At 48.1% G+C, this 18,433-nt stretch carries 13 protein-coding genes; 4 read left to right on the plus strand and 9 right to left on the minus strand.

The genetic code is table 11. From position 1 onward, the window contains the following. Positions 1 to 344: 344 nt before the first annotated feature. The 4 genes from B160_RS0101495 to B160_RS0101515 all read right to left on the minus strand — a co-directional run bounded on the left by B160_RS0101495 (position 345) and on the right by B160_RS0101515 (position 7,175). Positions 345 to 3,509 carry an efflux RND transporter permease subunit gene (locus B160_RS0101495; protein ID WP_018626071.1) on the minus strand — a complete coding sequence of 1,055 codons (3,165 nt, stop codon included), beginning with the start codon at positions 3,507 to 3,509 and terminating at the stop codon, positions 345 to 347. Between the two features lie 212 nt (positions 3,510 to 3,721). After that, positions 3,722 to 4,897 carry an efflux RND transporter periplasmic adaptor subunit gene (locus B160_RS0101505; RefSeq protein WP_018626073.1) on the minus strand — a complete coding sequence of 392 codons (1,176 nt, stop codon included), beginning with the start codon at positions 4,895 to 4,897 and terminating at the stop codon, positions 3,722 to 3,724. Positions 4,898 to 5,102: 205 nt separating this feature from the next. Then, positions 5,103 to 5,699: a TetR/AcrR family transcriptional regulator gene (locus B160_RS0101510; RefSeq protein ID WP_018626075.1), complete on the minus strand. Its 597-nt coding sequence runs from the start codon at positions 5,697 to 5,699 to the stop codon at positions 5,103 to 5,105. A 363-nt stretch (positions 5,700 to 6,062) separates the two neighbouring features. After that, a complete protein-coding gene (locus tag B160_RS0101515; protein WP_018626077.1) occupies positions 6,063 to 7,175 on the minus strand; it encodes a PDDEXK nuclease domain-containing protein in 1,113 nt (370 codons plus the stop codon). A 184-nt stretch (positions 7,176 to 7,359) separates the two neighbouring features. On the opposite strand from B160_RS0101515, the gene B160_RS0101520 reads away from it, so the two are divergent. After that, positions 7,360 to 7,998, plus strand: coding sequence for a hypothetical protein (locus tag B160_RS0101520; protein ID WP_026309443.1), 639 nt, complete (start codon positions 7,360 to 7,362; stop codon positions 7,996 to 7,998). Positions 7,999 to 8,056: 58 nt separating this feature from the next. On the opposite strand, the gene B160_RS0101525 is transcribed toward B160_RS0101520, so the two are convergent. Beyond that, positions 8,057 to 8,461 (minus strand): DUF3574 domain-containing protein, encoded by a 405-nt coding sequence (locus tag B160_RS0101525; protein ID WP_018626079.1) that lies wholly within the window; start codon positions 8,459 to 8,461, stop codon positions 8,057 to 8,059. 139 nt (positions 8,462 to 8,600) lie between these two features. Here B160_RS0101525 and B160_RS0101530 point away from each other — a divergent pair, with 139 nt between their 5' ends. Then, the gene (locus B160_RS0101530; RefSeq protein ID WP_018626080.1) at positions 8,601 to 9,167 is read left to right on the plus strand and encodes an N-acetylmuramidase family protein; all 567 of its coding nucleotides are present in this window, start codon (positions 8,601 to 8,603) and stop codon (positions 9,165 to 9,167) included. 55 nt (positions 9,168 to 9,222) lie between these two features. Here the strand turns inward: B160_RS0101530 and B160_RS0101535 are convergent, their stop codons facing one another. From B160_RS0101535 to B160_RS0101545, 3 genes are read right to left on the minus strand one after another with little or no spacing between them, the layout of a single operon-like run. Next, positions 9,223 to 9,750, minus strand: coding sequence for a porin family protein (locus B160_RS0101535; protein WP_018626081.1), 528 nt, complete (start codon positions 9,748 to 9,750; stop codon positions 9,223 to 9,225). A 38-nt stretch (positions 9,751 to 9,788) separates the two neighbouring features. Further along, on the minus strand, positions 9,789 to 10,178 hold the full coding sequence (gloA2, locus tag B160_RS0101540; RefSeq protein ID WP_018626082.1) for an SMU1112c/YaeR family gloxylase I-like metalloprotein: 390 nt from the start codon (positions 10,176 to 10,178) through the stop codon (positions 9,789 to 9,791). Positions 10,179 to 10,212: 34 nt separating this feature from the next. Further along, positions 10,213 to 16,338 (minus strand): alpha-2-macroglobulin family protein, encoded by a 6,126-nt coding sequence (locus tag B160_RS0101545; RefSeq protein WP_018626083.1) that lies wholly within the window; start codon positions 16,336 to 16,338, stop codon positions 10,213 to 10,215. A gap of 182 nt (positions 16,339 to 16,520) precedes the next feature. Here B160_RS0101545 and B160_RS0101550 point away from each other — a divergent pair, with 182 nt between their 5' ends. After that, positions 16,521 to 17,177: a protein-L-isoaspartate(D-aspartate) O-methyltransferase gene (locus B160_RS0101550; RefSeq protein ID WP_018626084.1), complete on the plus strand. Its 657-nt coding sequence runs from the start codon at positions 16,521 to 16,523 to the stop codon at positions 17,175 to 17,177. Positions 17,178 to 17,187: 10 nt separating this feature from the next. Then, positions 17,188 to 17,868 (plus strand): LysE family translocator, encoded by a 681-nt coding sequence (locus tag B160_RS0101555; RefSeq protein WP_018626085.1) that lies wholly within the window; start codon positions 17,188 to 17,190, stop codon positions 17,866 to 17,868. Positions 17,869 to 18,108: 240 nt separating this feature from the next. Here B160_RS0101555 and B160_RS0101560 read toward each other — a convergent pair whose 3' ends face one another. Then, positions 18,109 to 18,414, minus strand: coding sequence for an ATPase (locus B160_RS0101560; protein WP_211218030.1), 306 nt, complete (start codon positions 18,412 to 18,414; stop codon positions 18,109 to 18,111). Positions 18,415 to 18,433: the final 19 nt, after the last annotated feature.

Consider the following 18,433-nt stretch of genomic DNA (forward strand, 5'->3'; position numbering starts at 1 on the left):
GCTGAGCGGAGTCGATGTATCCCTGTGTTATTAGACCGATCGATATCTGAGAGACCCTTCGGCTCCACTTCGTTGCGCTCAGGGTGACGGAGGATAATTACACTGTCGTCATGTTGAGCGGAGCGAAGCGTAGCCGAAACATCTCTGTTTTATTTGATAGCCTGTTATTTGTGAGACCCTTCGGCTCCACTTCGTTACGCTCAGGGTGACGGAATAAAATCACACTCACGTCATGCTGAGCGAAGTGTAACGTAGCCGAAGCATCTCTTCGGATTAAGAGGCCCTTCGCCAAGTTCAGGGTGACATTGCTCTTTGTCATAGCGAGCCTGACGAGCCACGAACTGCTATCCCAGTTCCCAATCCTCATCATCATCTGCTCTTTTTGATACGATCTTTTCCTGCAAATACTGGAAGATGATGTACAGCACCGGAATAATGAATATACCCAGCAACACACCCGTAAGCATGCCCCCTACGGTACTATATCCAATGGAGTGGTTACCGATGGCGGAGGCTCCTTTTGCAAATACCAGCGGCAACATACCCACGATAAAGGCAAAGGAGGTCATCAATATCGGGCGCAGGCGCAGCCTGGAGGCTTCCAGTGCCGATGCCACCAGGCTCATCCCTTTTCTTCGCCGCTGCACCGCGTACTCCACAATAAGGATGGCGTTCTTGGCCAATAGCCCGATGAGCATGATCAACCCGATCTGTACATAAATATTATTTTCCAGTCCGGCAAAGCCGATGAACATAAATACCCCCAGGATACCTGCCGGTACGGTAAGGATCACTGCCAGGGGCAGCACATAACTTTCGTACTGGGCCGCCAGCAGGAAGTATACAAAGATGATGCTGAGCAGGAAGATGTAGATCTGCTGACTACCGGCGCTCCGTTCCTCACGGGTAATGCCCGTCCACTCGTACGAGTAGCCTCTCGGCAGGGCTGTCTTTGCCGTTTCCTCAATAGCGCGGATAGCATCCCCCGTACTAAAGCCCGGTTTGGGCACCCCGTTAATAGTAACCGCATTAAAGAGGTTGTTACGGGTTACGGTTTCCGGACCAAATACCCGTTTCAGTTTTATCAGTGTTTTAACCGGTACCATTTCCCCCTGGTTGTTCTTTACAAAGATACCGTCCAGCGAAGACTGGTCTTTACGATAGGGGATATCTGCCTGCGCCATTACCCGGTAGTATTTACCAAAGCGGTTGAAGTCGGATACAAAGCTGCTACCAAAATAGATCTGCATGGTCTGCATCAGCTCGCTTACGGATACACCTAATTGTTTGGCTTTTATAAAGTCCGTTTCAATGGTATACTGCGGGTTGCCGGCGGCAAAGGTGGTAAAGGCATATGCGATCTCTTTACGCTGCATCAGTGCACCGATAAAGGCTCCCGCGGTATTGCCCAGCTTTTCCAGCGGACCATTGGTACGGTCCTGCAACATAAATTCAAAACCACTTACGTTACCAAAACCCTGTACCGTTGGGAAGTTAAAGAAGAAGGTATTGGCATCTTTTACGGAGGTTACCTTGCCGGTAAGTGCCGCAGCGATCTCATCGGGATTTGTCAGCTTGCCGCGTTTGTCTACATCCTTCAGCCGGATAAAACCTGCGGCATAGGGAGAGGCACTGGCATTACTGATGAAGTTCAATCCATCAGCTACCCAAAGATTGTTTACCGATTCTTCTTTTTTAATGATCTGGTCGATGGCTTCTGTTGCTTTGTGTGTACGGTGCAAAGAGCTTCCCGGAGGTGTGTTTACCGCGTACAGTACGAAGCCCTGGTCTTCCGTAGGAATAAAACCGGAGGGCGTTCTTTTGATCAGCCAGTAACTTACTCCCGCGATAAGTATCAGCGCACCGATGGCGACCCATTTCCGGCGGATGAGGAACTTTAAACTACCGATATACCGGTTGGTTAATGTACGGAAGCCGGCATTAAAGGCCATGAAGAAGCGGGCCATAAAGCCTTTCTTTTCGTGCGGATGTCCTTTTTCGCCCGGCGTATGCGGGTTTTTGAGGAACAGTGCACAAAGCGCCGGACTCAGTGTTAACGCGTTTACCGCGGAGATGAGGATAGCGATGGCGAGTGTGAAGGCAAACTGCCGGTAGAACACACCTGCCGGGCCCTGCATAAAGCCAACGGGTACAAATACCGCCGCCATTACCAGGGTGATGGAGATGATGGCACCGGAGATCTCGTTCATCGATTGCACCGTGGCCTTGCGCACCGGCATGTCCTTATGCTCCATTTTTGCGTGTACGGCTTCTACGACCACGATGGCGTCATCCACCACAATACCAATGGCCAGTACCAGCGCAAAGAGCGTTAACAGATTAATGGTAAACCCAAATAGCTGCAGGAAGAAGAAGGTGCCCACAATGGCCACCGGCACGGCAATGGCCGGTATGAGCGTGGACCGGAAGTCCTGCAGGAAGATGAATACCACGATAAACACCAGTATAAAGGCTATGATCAATGTTTCCCGTACCTGGTGGATGGAGGCATCCAGGAACTCCTTGGAGTTGTACATGGTAACGGGTTTGATGCCTTTGGGCATAGTGGTATACAGTTCTCCCAGCTGCTTTTCTACTTCTGTAAGGATCTCGTTGGCATTGGATCCGGCGGTTTGCAAGATCGCAAAACCGGAAACGGGCTTCCCGTTCAGGCGGTTATTGGCATTGTAGGTAAAGGCACCAAACTCCACACGGGCCAGGTCTTTGAGCTTTAATACGGAGCCATTGGCGTTTGCTTTTACCACGATGTTTTCATAATCCTCGTGCTGGTTCAGTTTGCCCTTGTACTTTAATACATATTCAAATACCTCATCACTGTTCTGACCCAGCCGTCCGGGAGCGGCTTCCAGGCTCTGGTCCCGGATGGCACTTAATACATCCTGGGGCGAGAGGTTGTTCGCTGCCAGGCGGTCCGGTTTCAGCCAGATACGCATGGAGTAGTCCTTGGCACCAAATACCTGGGCCTGGGCCACACCGGGGATCCGCTGTATCTGCGGGATCACGTTGATCTTAAGATAGTTTTCGAGGAACAGTTCATCATACTGGGCACTGTCTTCACTGTAAAGCCCGGTAAACATGATAAAGCTGTTCTGCACCTTTTGGGTGGAAATGCCCGACTGCACTACTTCCTGTGGGATCTGGTTCACGGCTTTGGATACGCGGTTCTGTACGTTTACCGAAGCAATATCGGGGTCGGTGCCCTGTTTGAAAAATACGGTAAGGGTCATGGTACCGTCGTTGCTGGAGTTGGAGGTCATATAGGTCATGTTCTCCACGCCGTTAATGGCTTCTTCCAGCGGGGTGGCCACAGAGCGCGCCACTACCTCACCGTTGGCACCAGGATAGGTGGCGGTAACCTGCACGCTGGGCGGAGCAATGTCCGGGAACAGGGTAACAGGGAGGGCAAAGAGCGAGAGAATACCCAGCAAGAGCAGGATAATGGAAATAACCGTAGATAATACGGGTCGTTGTATAAATTTCTTTAGCATGATATGGAGTTGTAAGTATGCTGTGCGTAAATAATGGGGTAAAAGAATCCCGGAGCGGCAGGGGCTGCTGCTTTTTCGGGGCTGCTTTTACAGCGGAGTGCTGTTCCGCAAAAAATATGTAGTGTAAAGTTTCCCGCAGAGCACGCAGAAAAACGCTGATAACAACGGATGCTTTGCGGGCATCTGCAGCATCTGCGGGAAAATCTATTCCGTTAGATCGGATTCGCCTTTAACACGCTGTCGGCCGAAACCACCTGGGGTTGTATCTGTACACCGTCTTTTAAATTACCGGTGCCGGAGAGTACGATCTTTTCGCCTGCGGAAAGTCCTTTGTTTACAAAGTAGTAGTAGGAGGTTTTACCGGAAACGGCAATGGGTTTGCTGGTTACCTTGTTGCTGCTGTCTACTGTAAATACAAATACTTTATCCTGGATCTCGAACGTGGCTTCCTGTGGTACCACCAATACTTCATTAAAGAGCTGTGGCAGGCGGATCTTACCTGTGTTACCGCTTCTTAATATTTTATTGGGGTTGGGGAAGGCTGCGCGGAAGTTGATGGCGCCGATGGTTTTATCAAACTGCCCCTGAACCAGCTCTATCTTTCCTTGCTGCGGATAAATGGTATTATCGGCCAGCAGCAATTCAACAGAAGGAACGTTCTTCAGTTTCTGCTCGATGGTTTCGCCCGGGTATTTATTTTTAAAGGCAATGAAGTCGGGCTCACTCATAGAGAAGTAGGCGTACATCGTGTTCACCTCGCTGAGCACGGTAAGCGGCTGTGTTTCCCCGCGGCCTACCAGGCTACCGGTTTTGAACGGGATGCTTCCGATATAACCGCTCACCGGCGCTTTGATCAATGTATAACCTACATTGATCCGCGCGTTGCCTGCCATTGCTTTGGCCTGTGCCAGTGCGGCGGTGGCGGCATTGTAGTTGGCTTTAGCGGTCTTCAGCTGCACGTCGGAGATTACGGCGTTATCTACCAGTGGTTTCAGCCGGTCCAGGTCAACCTGTGCTTTTTGTACATTGGCCTGTGCCGCCAGTATGTTGGCGCTTGCGTTGTTCAGCGCTTCGTTGTACAACTGCGCGTTGATCTTAAATAACGGTTGCCCTGCGGTTACGTAAGCGCCTTCGTCTACGTAGATCTTCTCCAGGTAGCCGTCTACCTGTGGCCGTACTTCTACATTTACCTTTCCTTCCAGCGAAGCTGAAAATTCCTGGTAAACGGTTACGGGAGATACGGGTGTGCCCATTACAGGCAGGGCTGGCGCCTGGTTTTGCGGCCCGGGGTTTGCTGAGCCGTTTGTGCAGCTTTGCAGCGATATAGAAAGCGCAATAAGCGCGGGTACAATAATACTTGTGTGGATGGTATGGTTGTTTGCTTTCATCTGTAGAGTTGTTTTTTGAGTCAAAGAAATATAAATCCTGCCGGGGTACATACCGGAGAAAGGCGCCCAGGGTATTGCCGGGGCCAGTGATCCTGTTTATAGTGCAATTCCTGCGTATTACGGGAAGACAAACCATTGCCCGTTGTCATCCTAAAACGGAATACACTAAAAAATAATTGCTATTTGAATTGTTGTCTTTTTTGGCTTAAAGATTTTCTATAATGTTCACTACCATTTGATCGAGCACCGATACGTTCATTGTTTGCGGCACATCAGCGCTCCTTGCGATCATGATTGAAGTAAAACCATGTATTGCCGACCAGAATGCGTGCGTTTTATAACACGCGGATTCAATATTGGTTTTCTTTTCAATGATTATTTTTTTTATGATTTCATAAATTATATCCTGTAAGGCTCCAAATTCTGTTTTCATTTTTCCCTCTCCGCAGCAGGGCATGCCCACCCCAAACATGAGTTTGAAATAGCTCCGGTTCCTGAGCGCAAACTTCCAGTAGGTATCTACCAGTGCTTTCAGCTCTTCCCGTGGCGACGCTTTTTTTGAGATGGCTTTGTGAATATTTGACAGCAGCAGTTTAAAACCGTCCTGCGAAATCTCAAAAAGAATGGCCTCCTTGTTGGCGAAATGATCGTAGATCACGGGTGCGCTGTATTCGATGGCATCTGCGATCTTTCGAATGGACAACGATTCCCAGCCTTCATTCTTTACCAGCTGCAAGGCTGCATCGATGATCTTCTTCCGGATCATTTCTTTTTCTCTCAATTTGCGCTCTGCTACACTCATAAAAAATAAATTTACCTAACAGTGTTAGCAAAGTTAACGGTGTTTTGAAGCTACTTCCAAATTTTTTTTGAAATGTTCGCGGCCCAAACGTTTGTTAGTGCTGCACCGTTGATAGCTGCTTTCTTAAAGTATTGTAATTGTTGACAAAGCGCATGTGCCTGATTAATACAATTCCTTGAAAAAGGTAACCTGTTTTTTTATCCGGATTTCAAAAGTAAGTCAAAAAACTAATAAACCAAATAAATACTTTGTTTATTTTCTGTAAAATAATCGTGTAAAAACGCGGCCTGTTTTATTTGGAGGCCCGAAGCTAAAGCGGGGTAGTGACAACTGTATGTCAGGATCGGTTTAAAGATATATTTATCAGATCAGTTTTTTCAGAGCGTCTGCATTGGGTAATACTTTTTTTAACCGCGCGGGCAACTGTTTGCTGGTTTTGTATGTGGCAACACCCATTGCCTTGTGTATGGTCTTAAAGGCATACTCCACCACTTTGTTATTTTTTTCTTTGCAGAGAATAATGCCGATACTGTTTTGCTCGTGCGGGAGCTTTACCTGGTCATCCAGCAGGTTTAAATAAAAATTGAGCTTGCCCGCATATTCGGGTTTGAACCGGCCCCTTTTTAATTCAATAGCTACCAGGCATTGTAATACCCGGTTAAAGAAAAGCAGATCGGTGAAAAACTCTTCGTCATCTACCATCAACCGGTACTGTGTGCCCATAAATGAGAACCCTGTCCCCAGTGACAGGATGAACTGTCTTATATTGTTGATGATCTTGCCCTCAAGAACCCGTTCATCGTCCGCCGGACTGATATTGATAAAATCCAATAAATATTCGTCTTTAAAAGCGTTCAGCGCATGGGTTGCGATTGTTTTGGGCAGCGCTTTCCGGAAATTATTGGGCAGTTTCCCTTTCTGATAATATAAGCGGCTTTCGATGTGGTGCTGTAGCAGGGTTACCGTCCAGTGATTGGTTACCGCCAGCTGCATATAGTATATGCGTTCGTTCAGGTCTTTGCATTTGTTTATAAGCAGGATGTGATGCGTAAAGCTAAGCGCTGTAAAAATGCTGTTGATGAATGAAGGCGTTAATTGGGCAGTTGACGACTGCCCAATTAACTTTCCGGGGAAAGAAGCGTGTTGTCTCTTTTTAGGAGGGCCGGGCAATTGGGCAGTTAACGACTGCCTAATTGCGGAGGCTTGATAGCATTCGTAAAATTGGCGCATGTTTTTCAGGCTCCTGTAGGAGAAGCCACGAAGCCCCGGCAGCTCTTTTTGCAGGTCTGCAGCAATTTGTTGTAATACTTTATGGCCCCAGAAGGCCGTGGTCATTTTTTCCTGCAAACTATGGCCGATGGTGTAGTATAACAAAAGCAGTTCACGATTGACCAGCTTTGCGGCCTGATAACGGCTTTGCAATATTTGCCTCTTTACTGTCTGTACAAATTGCAGGTAGGGTTTTTGGGGTTTCATATAGGTTTTTTTAGATGAACGGTTAGCCGCCGTTCAGTGAATGGGCATTTTCATGATTCATTAACGTGATAAAGTTATGTAAAAAAATGACTATATGATAATAAAAGCTTATGCGTTGTGCTTTTCTGTTGGTTTTTCATCTGTATCAGATAATAGTAATTTTACCAAAAACAACATTGTTTATATGAAACATCCCTACCTGATCCTGGCCATCATCTTAATGGTAACATTACTGTTGATTTTTGACCGGCTGGAGTTGAAAGACAAACGCAAACAGGCAGACACGGGCCTGGAAGGCCGATCGGATGGTGTATTGCCGGGTGGAGAAAATTTAAACGATAAGTTGATCGTTGTGGAAGATATTGACGAAGGTGACCTGATAAAATTCGTCCGGGATTTTTTTGATTTGTATCGTAACCCAAACTATTCATTCGTTCCGGTGTTAACAAAAATGGAGGAACGGGCTTTTGCGATAAGATTTCCTTACGATATTGATTTTGAAACTTATTGCCGTTTTGTTCATTATTTAAATTGTCCCCCGGGCGATGACCGGCATTTTAACGCGACCGGTTGGACCATTGCGAGGGATACCGATGCGAGGATCACGCGCAGGATTGCAGATAAGCCCATAATGCTGTTTGTTGCAGAATCGGATCATGAAGACGACACCATTTCATTAACAACTGTTGAGAATATCGGTTACGAACTTGATTTTGGAGGAGAAAAACGCCAGCTGGATCATCCCGGTAAGAGCTACCATCAGCCGCCGGTGACGATAGGCGCTTTAGCGCATAAACCGCATATCGAAGTGTTTTATAGCTGACCGGTAGTCGTTGATCTTACCACGAAGGGGGCTTTTAGAAACGGGAGTGGGGAGCCGGTTAATTTATAGCCTTTTTCATAATGAACCACTGTCTGACTTTTCCATCAACCCGTAACACAGCCTGCTGGTTAAAACGGTTTATATAAGCTTCTGTAACGCGGTTAAGCTGTTTGTTTCGTTTTGCGCTGCGTTTACCAATGACCGTGACCACTTTTGTGTCTTCCGTTATCGTTTTCCCGATCCCGGGATCCAGCCATTTCCCCTGTGCGTCGGTTTCGGTATAGCCTCCGGAAAATGCAGGGGTAAGGATGCTATCGCTGAATGCTTTCCATTGCTGCTCTGTCACCTGGCCGCCGCCGGGTATATTCCGCCCAAAGTAAAGATCGGTGCGCTGCGTGGTAGCGCAGCCTGCCAGCAAGGCAACGGCCATCATCACAGCAGCTATCTGTTTAGGAACGGCCATTTTTACAGTAAGATGAATTATGAGCGCAAATTTAACGGTTAATCAGGTAGCGCTGTAATATCGCCATATTTATCGATAGGAACGCGGCTGATATTGAGGTATATTTATTGCAGCATTATTGATGCCCAATAAACATACCATGACAAAACCAGTTTTAACCGATAAAGATTATAAAGATGCCGCCCGTGCGCTGGGTGCAGAAGTGGCGGCTGTTAAAGCGGTTGCCGAGGTAGAATCCGCAGGAAGCGGGTTCCTGCAAAGCGGTGAACCCAAAATATTATTTGAGCGACATGTTTTTTCGAAACGGACGGGCAGGCTTTTTGATGAATCGCACCCGAATGTATCCAACCCCACACCCGGGGGATATGGCACAGTGGCCAGTCAGCATAAACGCCTGCAGGAGGCCGTGACGCTGAACCGCGAGGCCGCATTGATGTCGGCTTCATGGGGCAAATTCCAGATCATGGGATTCAATTATGCATTGGCGGGATTCAATACCTTGCAGGAGTTTGTGAATGCCATGTACCGCTCCGAACGGGAACATCTGATGGCATTTGTAAATTATATCAGAAACGTATCGCTGGATGATGAACTCCGGGAACACCGCTGGGCCGATTTCGCGCGGAAATACAATGGGCCGGATTACCGGAAAAACCGCTACGACGCAAAACTGAAAGTGGCGTATAATAAATTTGCAAGAGAATAGGTATGTAAATGAAAGACCCGGGCTTTTGTACCCCGGACCGGATTTAGGAACCGTTCTAAAAAATATAAGCCAACCTTAATCCCAGATTATGTTCGTTTACATTGGCAGGGCGGTCCTTTTTATCAAACCGGGAGCGGCCAACCTTTACTGCCATATCAAAATGCTTTGCAAACGTATATCCAAGAGAAAAATAATAAGTAAAGCCTCCCGGTATTTTTTCTCCGTTGTTGCGATCATGCACGTCGGTGGCAAAAGTATAGCCCATGGCATCCTGGCCATATAGGTTTTTGATAACCGGTAACGGGTATTTGATGACGGCCAGCACCGGGATGGCCGTATATGTTATATTGCCGGTAGGAACCAGCGGTCTGGCGCTGATGCATTTCAGAAAGCCGGTGTTCAAGCCCAGGCCCAGTCGTTCTTTTACCCATACTTCGCCCTGCGCAGAAACACCAATGCCCCAAAAAGGCAGATCGTGGTTGAAAGAATGGAGCAGTTCGGGGCCGGAATTTACCCTGATGGTTTGAGCACCTACCGTATTGGTAATGACGAGGAGTGCCAATAATAAATATAGTTTTTGCATTAGCATGACTGGGTTATTGACCTTTTAATAATATGAAGCTACTGCTCATACAGCTCAACCGGCAATCCATCCGGGTCCGGAAAGAACGTGAACTTTTTGCCCGTATATTCATCTACCCGAACCGGTTCCACTGCAACATCCTTTGCCTGTAGTTGGCGAACGGCTGCTTCTACATCTGCTACCTCAAACGCCAAATGCCGCAAGCCGGCGGCCTCGGGCCCTGTTACGCGTAGGGGAGGGGCCGGGAAAGAAAACAGTTCTACGAGGTACTGATCATTTAAGGCAAGATCCAGCTTGTAAGAGTTCCGTTCGCTGCGATAAACCTCCTGCACGATCGTAAATCCTAATATTTCTGTATAGAACTTTTTTGAGCGTCCGTAGTCGCTGCAGATAATAGCAATATGATGCAGTTTTTTTAAATTCAGCATAGTGTCTGTTTCGCCTGATGCCTTTGACGGTTCTTTATTTTGTAACGGTAACTCTTACTCCCTCGCTATGTGCAGTAAACTCCGGTGCGTACATACACTGGATGCTGGTGATTCCATTACTGAAGTTGCCGGCAACCGTTGCAAACAGGTTGTATTCAAAAACATAAGTGCCCCTGGGTAAATAACCAAAGAAGAAGTTGGTGCTGGCGTCTTTGGTGGTTTCATAATAACCCAGTCCATCCTGCCATTTATAGGAACTGAGTACATTTACCGGCTCAAAGCTGCTGGCACGCATATCCTTCATATGCACGTATTCCATATCGCGGTCTGTCCGAAGTTCTACACGCACTTTTATTTTATCGCCTACTTTTATGGTGCCACCCTCGGCTATGGGTGTTAATACCGGTCCCCGGTCGCTGTTGGTTTCAATAAATAATTTTTTGCTGAGCTTTAAGGGCGTCTCTGCGAAAGTGATCTTATCCAGGTCTTCGAAGTACTGCCAGTACAGGCTGCCCCAGGTAGGCAGGGTGCTGCCTTGTGCGGGAATACCTGACGGGGGTGTTACAGAAACGGTAACGGAGCCCATTGAAGGCCGCACTTTTTCTCCGGGGATGACTTTCTTAAAATAACCCGTTCCGGCTGCTGTTTTTTTCAGTGCGGATTCCACTTTTTGCCCTCCCAGGTCGATGGTTACTTCCGGGGTTACGGATAACCATTGGGTTCCCTCCAATAACAGGGCATAACAAGCTTCTGCGGTGGCTTTAGTGCTTTCCCAGTTGTTGGTTTGCTTATTTTTCAACAGCCAGGTCCGGAGGTCGTCTGCTGTTCTTTTATCTTTCGCAATTTCGTCAAAAGCCTCGATGATCAACGCCTGGCGTTCAATAGGTGCTTCATACCACCACCAGCTGCGTGCGGCATCCTTATAATACATGCCCCGTTCTTCATTATTGATAGCCGTTTCCTGCAGCGACTTTAAAATAGCTTTTGGAGTAATAGCGTCTCCTTTGCGGTGCAGCGCCAGGGCGGTCATGCCCTGCATGTACTTATTGGTTTTTGTCCAGGTTTTAGCCACCCGACCGCTGAAATAAGCCACAGCCTTTTCTGCTTCCGGCGCTATTTTGATGTTGTTGAAAAAGCTTCGCATGTATAAATACTGGATCACGTAATAGGAGGGTATATACTCGTTCAGCTTTGTTTTGTTCCGGATGAGCACGTCGTATGCTTCCTTTATCTTTCTGTCGAGGTAAGGAAGCGCCCTGTTTACCACGTTGTCCAGCTTTTGCGCCTGTGTTTTTTCAACGGCGTTTAATTTTCTCAGATGACCGATCCCGGTTACGATATATTGGGTCATGTATTGATCGTCCCGGCCCCCTTTAAACCACACGAAACCGCCATTCGGACTTTGCAGCTGGCTGAGCTTGTCGTAGGCTTTGTTCAGTTCGCTGCTCATCCGTAACAGGTCAAACAGCAGGGCAAGGTTCTTTTTTTGTTGTGTTTCATTTTTGGCTTGTAATACCCAGGGCGTTTCTTCGAGCAATACCGCTTTCAGTTCCTGGTTTTTCTGCAGATTGCTCCATAGTGCCGTAGTGTCCAGCGTTTTCCAAGAGTCAAAAACCTGTTTGATCTTCGGGGAGCTGTTGGCGATCAGCGTGGCAAGGGAGTTGGCATAGTAGCGGTTCCAGGTCTGCTCTGCACATTCGTAAGGGTACTCCATCATATACGGCAATGCCTGCACTGCAAACCACGCAGGGTTGGAAGTGTATTCTACCGTGAGCGCCTGCGTAGTGAGGGTTTCATTGCTGCCGCTTTTGAGCAGCTTATCGAAACTGAACTTTTTGGAGCCGAAGCCGCGTAGCTGAAGCGGCAATGTTTCGGTGACCAGCATACGGTTGGTGAGCACGGGAAGCATATTTTCTTCACCGTCGCTAAGAGCGGCTGTTCCGTTATTGCCGGTAATTTTTGCCACGATGCGCCAGGTAACCGGCTTGCTGAACTGGTAGGGCACTTCAACAGGAAAGCTAACGGACTGGCTTTGTCCGGCAGCAATGGTGAAATATTGCTGTGGAATGGCATTTTTGAACCAGCCGTCTACCGGTTCATTGGTGGCAGCATCAACTAATTGTAGGGTGGCAATGCCGGTGACTTCCTTTGAAGAGCCGTTCACCACTTTACTGCTGAGCTCCATCTTATCTCCTTCCCGCAGGAACCGTGGCATGTTAGGTTGCACCATCAGCTCTTTTTGAGTAACGATCTCTTTTGAAGAATAACCCAGGGCCAGGTCCTTGGTATGCGCGAGTGCCTGAAACTTCCAGCGGGTCAGGGCTTCCGGCATCGTGAAGGAAAACCGGATATTCCCCTTGGCATCAGTTTTCAGATCAGGGAAGAAAAAGGCGGTCTCGTTCAGATTCTTACGGATCTGTGTTTCCGGTACCCTACTATCAGGAGGAGTGAATAAATCGGGTTCCTTCGCTTCCGTAATTCCATTACCGGCGTCCATCGCTGCCTGGGGCGCTGGTGCCACCATCTGGCTGACGGATCCTGCAAGGGCGCTTTTCTTTTGTATGCCATAACCGACCACTACGACTTCCTCCATGGCCGGGGCGTCTGCAACGGGGTCGGTCCGCCTATCCGCATCAGCGCCCCAAAAACCCGGTTTGAACAGCTGGTCATATTGTTTGTCAAAGTGCTGGTATTTGTAGTAAATGGTGCCCTTGGTAAGCGCCTGCACGGCCATGAAATTAACACCCGTGTTCCAGCTGCTGTACCGGTAACCGGTCTGCCAAACAGCAGGCAGCTGCCACTGATGCCCGTAAAACTGGTCAAGCGATGCATCGTACATGCTGGCAAGCATTTCGGCTGCTACTTTTTCTCCTTTGAGACCGCTCACTTTTACGCTCCACTTTTCTTCGGCGCCTGGTAGGGTTTTGTTGCGGAAGGTTTCATAGGTGATGCGAAGTGCCTTGTTGCTCCAGGGAACATAGATCCTGTTGTTACTGCTAAAGATCCGGTTGTTTTTTACAAACATATAGTGGACGTCGTATCCTCCGCGGTCTGCTTCTGAAGCGCCAAAAGGGAAGGACCTTATTTCCTGGTTGAGACGGGTATAAGTGTAGCTCGTCTGCCCCTTATTTGTTGCCTGTACCAGGAATACGTCTGGTGCGGAGCTACCGATGCCGATGGTTGTTTTTTCGCCCGGCTCTATTGCTTTGGGAGCAATGCTCCACAGGTATTGAGGGCGGGCCGGTGTCTTTTGTGGTTGTTCGTATATTTCCGTATAATGAATGTCTTTTATAAGATTGCCTTCTTTGTCTTTTGCTGTAATTTCCACAACATAAAAACCAGGGGCCGGGGCAGGTTCTGTCCATACAAATATTCCTGTAGAATCGGTAATCCCCGACTGGAGCATCCCTTCTTTTTCTTTTTTCCAGCTGGCCGGCTGGTCTTCATCCTTATAAATATCGTTGGGGAAATACCGGATATATGCTTCCTTCGTCATTACAAACTGATCGGGTTTTTCCCAAAAGCGGGGCCGTAATAAACGCTGTTCCGGAACGAGTTTCGTAAAAGACACTTGTACATTGGCTTTTTCCCAGCTGCCGGCCATATTTTCTGTCCGGATCCACAGCGTCTTTAATTGTGGTGCTGTTAACCGGTCGGGGATACGGGCTTTTATCAGTAATGATTTATAACCGACGGAGATCGATTCCTGACCGCTCCTTACTTCCCCGTTTATATCCGTAATGTCTGCATAAATATGGTAGTCAAATACCGGCTCTGTTTTCGGATCGATACTTTTGTCGGGGATGGCAGTAAAGCTGATTTTGAAGGTGCCATCCGGCCCTGTAGTGGTTTCTTCCTGTGTTATTTCCATTTGTTCCTGGCGCACCGGCCACCAGTGACGCGCGAGGATCCAGGGATAGGGGAAGCGGGCCCGGCGTACCACCCGGTATTTTACGGCAGCACCGTCTATGGGGTTACCGGCATAGGCCCTGGCTGTTCCGGTAAAACGAATGGTTTCACCCAGCTTATAAGTGCCGGTTGGCTTTTCAAAATCTACAAAGAACTTTGGCCGTTTGTATTCTTCCATTTTAATATGCGTGCTGCCGTTGGGAGTGGCAATGCTAAAATCGCCGTTCAGGCCGCCCTCCGGTAGTTTGAAAGTGCCGTTAAAAGAGCCAAATGCATTGGTGCTGACCTCCATATCTGCAACCTTCTGTCCGTTGGCATCAGAAAGGGTTACAGTTGTTTTAAAGCCGGAAATAATGGATGACCTTTTTTCAGCAGGATCATAACTTATGGCAATGCCTTTAAAATAGACGGTTTGTCCGGGCCGGTAGAGGCTCCGGTCTGTAAACAGGAATACCGATGTCTGTTTCTTCTGATCGGCAGGTTCGTAATCATTATAATAATAGTATCCATAATTGGTTTCGTCCATAAAGAAGCGCTCCTGGTTGCTGGTAATGTCCAACAGATAGTTGCCGCCTCCCCGGGTTTTGCTTCCCGTATTGCCGGCGGTATATGTGAAATGTCCGTTTTGATCGGTGATGGCATTGCCTGCCCGGGTATTTTTGTAAGAGCTGGTCTTATAATCGTACTCTTTTTTCCAGATGGTGACGGCCGCCGCACGGATTGGCTGGCCGCTGTTGCGGTTTAGTACGAAGAAATCATTCTTGTTATTTACATAGCTGATAGTTGAAACATAGGTCAGCTGAAAAGCAAGGATGTTCTTTTCCCGGGTAAAGTCTTTGTTTAATGACGAAAGCACATAATACTCGCCGGCCGGCAACCCATCCGCCTTGATCTCGGTGGTATGTGCACGGTGGTCGTCTGATGCCGGCAACTGCTGTTCCCATTCTTTTACCGCGGGTGCAGCTATGAGACGGCTCCAGTATGCCTCCCGGCCATTGCGGTCTTTGATGGCTGTTTTCAGTGCTGGCGTGGCTTTGATCACGCGGAGATGGACCGCGGGTGCATTGGTATAAGCAATCAGTATCCGGAACGGGGCATCCGGAACGTTGACCTTTTCCAACCGGAAGCTTAGTGCCGGCTGTTTTATTTGCTCCAGCAGATTGGCGGCGTTCACACTGCCTTCGCTTTTTTCTTTAGTGGTCGTAATTTTTTGAAGAAGGGTTACGGCTTTTGCCAGGTCCTGGTTTTGGGGGTCTTTGCTGTTGGCAGGCAATTGGGCCTGCTGGGAATGCCATTGCGCTATCAGGAAGCGGGCCTGTGTAGCGGTGGAATTTGCCGGGTGTTGCTGAGCAATCTGCTCCAGGGCCGTGTTATACAGTGCTTCCTTATCCGGATGCACGGCATTTTGATGCACAAATTGCGCCCGGCTGATATCGGCATCGATCAGGGCATCCGGGTTCCGGTCGTGCAAATGAAAACGGATCAGTTCCTGATAAAGCAGTAATGCCTTATGCGTCAAGGATAGGGAGTCCTTTGACGGAAAGGCTGCTGTTGCAAAAGCTTCAGCGGGAGCAAATGCTTTTTCCTGGTCGATCTCAAATTTATAGGCCGGTTGGGTTATGGTGCGCTCTGCGCTTTTAAAATAGTCGAGCGCCCGGAAGGCCAGGAGGTCATACAGGGTGGGGCGCAGGTAACGGGTATTGCCTTTTGAGATCAGTGCATCATATTTTTCCGGTTTTGTTTGTTGTAATTGTTTTTTGTTTTTTAATGACTCCAGGTAAAGACTGCTGATCTTTCTCGTAAAGTCGTCAATGGTCCAGGTGGCGGGATCTGCTTTTTCAAAAGCGGTGGTATTGGTGCGGTTGTATAGCCGGAAGCGGTTGCGGTTAAAATAATTCTGGTAAACGCTTGCCAGGTAGCTGTTGAGCAATGCTGTTTCCACACCGTTGCTCCCTGCAATTTCTTTTTCCAGTTCGGCAATGCCGGTAAGCTCATTGTTTTCCCGGTTCTGATCCTGGAGCCGGTTCATATAGATCAGGGCTTTTACCCGTTGTGCTTCCTGGTGATCCGCTTTGGCCCGGGTATATATTTGTTTTACCGTTGCGAGTGCGGATGCGGGCAATCCTTTATTGATGTGATCTTCGGCGGTGTTCCATTCCGCTTCATAGTTTTTAAGGGTTTGAGCATTGGGTTTCATACATACAAACAGGATGATCAGTAATAAAAAGCCGCGGTTGCCTGGGATCTTCATATAAAAAGTTTATTGATAGATGCACATTGTGTAAAATTACATAAACAATGGCCAATTTAACGGAGATAACGGAAAGCCGGTACCGGACGCAACATCCGGTTGGGCGGCGGCGTCCCGACTGGGGATAATATTTGGCCAATATATGCGACAAATAGCCAGCGCTTTTTTACATTTGCACTCTCATGAGGAGGACGTTAGAAGACACATACAGGCATAAGGGATTAAGAAAAAAACTGATAGAGGTAATAAAGGAAAAAGGAATTACAGATGAAACGGTGCTGGAAGCCATGAACGCCATTCCCCGCCATTTCTTTCTGGATTCAGCCTTTGACGATGTGGCCTATGAAGACCGCGCTTTTCCGATCGGGGAGGGGCAAACGATTTCACAACCCTATACGGTAGCCTACCAGTCGCAATTGCTGGAAACCGTGCCCGGACAAAAAGTGCTGGAGATTGGTACGGGCAGCGCTTACCAGGCGGTAGTGCTGGCAAAGATGGGCGTTAAGGTGTTTACGATAGAGCGCCAGAAAAAATTGTTTGAAGAAAATAAGAAATTTACCTATTTGAAGCAGTTCCCGTTTATAAAATTTTTTTATGGGGACGGTTACCAGGGATTGCCTACCTATGGGCCTTTTGACCGGGTGATCATTACAGCGGCAGCCCCGGAGATCCCGGAAAAATTGCTGGAGCAGCTGAAGCCGGGAGGCATGATGGTGATACCCCTGGGAGCCGGTAATGTACAGCAAATGCGGCGGATCCATAAACAGGCGGACGGTACCACAAGGGAAGAGCTGTTTGACAATTTTTCGTTTGTGCCAATGCTTACAGGAAGAAACTAAATGATAAACCGTGAGTGAACAACAGGCAGGCAGGCTGATAAAGATCTTTTTCACCGGGATGCTGGTCAGCTTTCTGGGATCACTTCCATTGGGCACGCTCAATATAGCAGCAATGCAGATCGCCATCAGCGAGTCCGTTAAAAATGCACTGTTGTTTTCCCTTGGCTCGCTGACGGCGGAAATGGTTTATGTACGTCTTTCCCTGGTAGCGATGGACTGGGTGCGCAAGCAGGAGAAGATCTTTCGCCTGCTGGAATGGCTTACCTTGCTCATTATTGTAGCGCTTGCGGTTTCCAGTTTGTATGCCGCCATGCATCCTTCACAGGGAAAGAATGTGATCCTGAATAACAACCTGCCTTCTTATTTGCTGGGTCTGACAATGAGCGCCGTAAACCCGGTACAGATCCCATTCTGGTTTGGATGGAGCACGGTATTGTTTACCAAGGGCGTGCTGAAGCCCCGGACCTCATATTATAATTTTTATATTGTGGGGATCGGCCTGGGAACGCTTTTGGGTAATTGCATCTTTATATTTGGCGGACGGCTGATCGCCGGTAAGATCCAGAACAACCAATCGCTGATGAATTACATCATCGGCGGTGTTTTTATAGTAACGGCGCTGATACAGGCCTGGCGAATGTTTGTGAAGAAAAAAGACATCAGCGCCAAGCTGCATGAAACGGAAAAGTAAGGGCGTTCTGTTTAGAAGCATCATGGAAGTACATTGGTTGCCGGTTTGTTGCATGCATCCGCTCCTGTATTTCCTCTTTCTTTTGTTAAAGGCATTCTCACTGTAAATGATCATTACCCATCGCCGCAGGGCTGTGATGATAGATCCCGCTCATTTTTACATCCATGCTATTCGGATACAGAGCGCTTCATTTTCCATAGCATTACAGTATTGAGATGAACGCGTTTGAATCAACACGTACTACATGAACAGGCACTCCATGGTCAGATTGTTCTCCTCCTGGTTGGTGTAACAGGCATTCTGCTTTACCCCATAGGTTGTGATCAGGGTTATGAATACGGCTTTGCGAGTGTTGGTGCGTTCCCTGAAAACGTTTGATTTGTTGGCTAGTTCCACAGCATATTGTTTGCTGATAGAAAATTCAGTCCGGGAAAATTTGATCTCACAGATATTGATACAGCGGTCCGCCCGGTCGATCAGCAGGTCGATCTGTGCGCCGGACCCCATATTGTTGCCGGTTTGTATCCAGGAGAGCCCGGTGAGCACAGGGGTCCTGTTGAAATCG

Source organism: Niabella aurantiaca DSM 17617 (assembly GCF_000374125.1).
GTDB lineage: Bacteria > Bacteroidota > Bacteroidia > Chitinophagales > Chitinophagaceae > Niabella > Niabella aurantiaca.